The sequence below is a fragment of the Natronospira sp. genome (assembly GCF_007134575.1).
Taxonomy (GTDB): Bacteria; Pseudomonadota; Gammaproteobacteria; order Natronospirales; family Natronospiraceae; genus Natronospira; species Natronospira elongata.
The window spans coordinates 1-2,608 of sequence record NZ_SLKM01000296.1 but is presented as its reverse complement, the minus strand read 5'-3'; the positions used below and the strand labels follow the sequence as shown (position 1 = coordinate 2,608).

Sequence of the window (2,608 nt, the reverse complement as noted above, 5' to 3'; positions counted from 1 at the left end):
TGGACCAGGCTCTTTGCTCTTTTTCCGGGCTGCGACCGGTTGTGAGCGAAGGCGATCGACCCCCTTCGGAGGAAAGCCGGGATCACGTGGTCTGGTCGGACAATGGACTGATAACCATCACCGGAGGCAAACTCACCACCTTCAGGCGGCTTGCCTGGGACGCCTTGAAAGAAGCCTTCCGGTTCATTTCCGGTCCCGGCACTATCGACCAGACGCCGCCGGTCTTTGAACCGGTGCGAAGCGTGCAGCGGGGCGACACTGTTCATGAAGCAATAACCCGTCGGCTTTTCGGACGCTACGGTCGGGAAGCGTCCGCCATGATCGCGGAGGCTTCTCCCGAGGACATGGAGCTGCTGCCGGGCACGAATACGCCCTGGATCGAGGTTATCCAGGGCGCCGGGGAAGGCATCCGCCATTTGGACGACCTGCTCCTGCGCCGGGTCCGCATTGGGCTCCTCCGTGCCGACGGGGGTCTGGAACTGCTCGATGACATTCAGAAGCGATGCTCGCCTCGCATGACCTGGAACCGCAGGCGATGGCGTGAAGAACGAATAGGCTACCGGAATATCCTGGAGAGTGCCTACGCCGTTCCGGGACGGGCGCCGCGACCGGCGGCGGTTCAGGAAGGGCTGGTGGCAAAAGGAATTCGACGGGTTCGGGAGTCATTGGGCGGCGGGAGGGAAACAGGAAAACCTTGAGGATTATCTGATGGTTTATGAATTCCCCCCTGCCCCCCCTCCCTTCGGTCGGGTTTTAATCCCCCACAGGGGGGGGATCTGCGAATTGGAGCGTCGGGGGAATGATCTACGGGATTGCAGCCGAATGCCGGGGGTACCTGACTGCGGGAGGTTCGCGAACCGCCCCTACGGAGGCAGGCCCGGGGGTCTCATTCTTCGGGATTAACCCAACCTGCCTGCGACCATTTTACAGGGCCATCGAATTCGACCCAGGTTTGGGAATTATTGTTTCGGTTTCGCTTTACAGACACAAGGAACAGCTCAGCACTTCTTGACACTGAAAGGCATCTATCGTGAAAGCTGAAAAAGACCTGATTCTGGCCATTGATAACGGCACCCAGAGCCTGAAGGCGATTCTCTTTGATCCGGCGGGCACGCCCGTGGCCATGGAGACGGTGACCTTTGATCCTCCCTACGTCTCGCCCCAGCCGGCCTGGGCCGAGCAGGACCCCGAGGTTTACTGGAACGCCCTGTGCCTGGCCTGTAACCGCCTCCTGTCACAGGAGGGCGTGGAAAAGGAACGAATCGCCGCCGTTGCGCTTACCACCCAGCGGGGAACGGTCATTCCCGTGGACCGGGAGGGAAAGGCTCTGCGGCCTTTCATTCACTGGCTCGACCAGCGCCGCACCGAGGGACTGAAGCAGGTCGGGGGACTCTGGGGGGCGGCCTTCACCCTGATCGGCATGCGGGAAACCATCGCCTACTTTCAGAGCCAGGCCGAGGCAAACTGGATCAGGAACTTCCAGCCCGATATCTGGCGGCGGACTCACAAGTATTTGCTGCTCTCAGGCTACCTGACCCATCGGCTGACGGGGACTTTCGTCGATTCCATCGGCTGCCAGGTAGCCTATATACCTTTTGACTATAAAAAGCTGAAATGGGCCCGGTCCTGGGACTGGAAGTGGAAGGTTATTCCCATGGACCCCTCACTGCTCCCCGACCTGGTCCCCCAGAGCGACGTGCTGGGAACCATCACTGGACTCGCCTCCGGGGCCACAGGCATTCCCGAAGGGCTTCCCCTGGTGGCGGCCGCCGCCGACAAGGCCTGCGAAGTCATCGGCTGCGGCAGCCTGGAACCACACATCGGCTGTCTCAGCTATGGAACAACGGCAACTATCAATGTGACCCACAAAAAATATATTGAAGCAATCCGCTTTCTGCCTCCCTACCCCTCGGCCATTCCCGACTATCACACCATGGAGGTCCAGATTTACCGGGGGTTCTGGATGGTAAGCTGGTTCAAGAAAGAATTCGGCCACCCCGAGCTTATGGAGGCGGCCCACCGGGACATGGAGGCGGAAGCCCTGCTGGACCGGCTCGTTGACGAGGTACCGCCAGGTTCCATGGGGCTCATGCTCCAGCCTTACTGGTCGCCGGGATTGAAGCTGCCGGGACCGGAGGCCAAGGGGGCCGTTATCGGCTTCGGCGATGTCCACACCCGGGGGCACCTGTACCGGTCAATTCTTGAAGGGCTGGGCTACGCACTTCGGGAAGGTAAAGAACGGATCGAAGGAAAAACGGGCATTCCCATCACCACGCTTCGCGTGTCCGGCGGTGGATCACGGAGCCGAAACGCCATGCAGACCACCGCCGACATCTTCGGACTTCCCACGGCCAAGCCCCATATTTACGAAACCTCGGCCCTGGGCGCAGCCATCAACGCCGCCGTGGGCATGGGCATTCACCGGGATTTCGAAACGGCCATTCATGAAATGACCCACACCGGCGAGGTCTACGAACCGAACAGTAAAAATCACCGCCTCTACGACCAGCTCTATCGGGAGGTCTACAAGAAAATGTACCGGCGGCTGAGACCTTTTTATCGAAAAATCCGGGAAATAACGGGCTATCCCAAGTAGCCCCGGCAGTGC

At 60.1% G+C, this 2,608-nt stretch carries 2 protein-coding genes; both read left to right on the top strand.

Going from position 1 to position 2,608, the window contains the following annotated elements:
* A partial coding sequence (locus ACJWXQ_RS11970; protein WP_406672888.1) for a glycerol-3-phosphate dehydrogenase C-terminal domain-containing protein occupies positions 1-698 on the top strand: 698 nt, incomplete at its 5' end.
* 332 nt (positions 699-1,030) lie between these two features.
* A complete protein-coding gene (locus ACJWXQ_RS11965) occupies positions 1,031-2,596 on the top strand; it encodes an FGGY-family carbohydrate kinase (protein ID WP_406672887.1) in 1,566 nt (521 codons plus the stop codon).
* Positions 2,597-2,608: the final 12 nt, after the last annotated feature.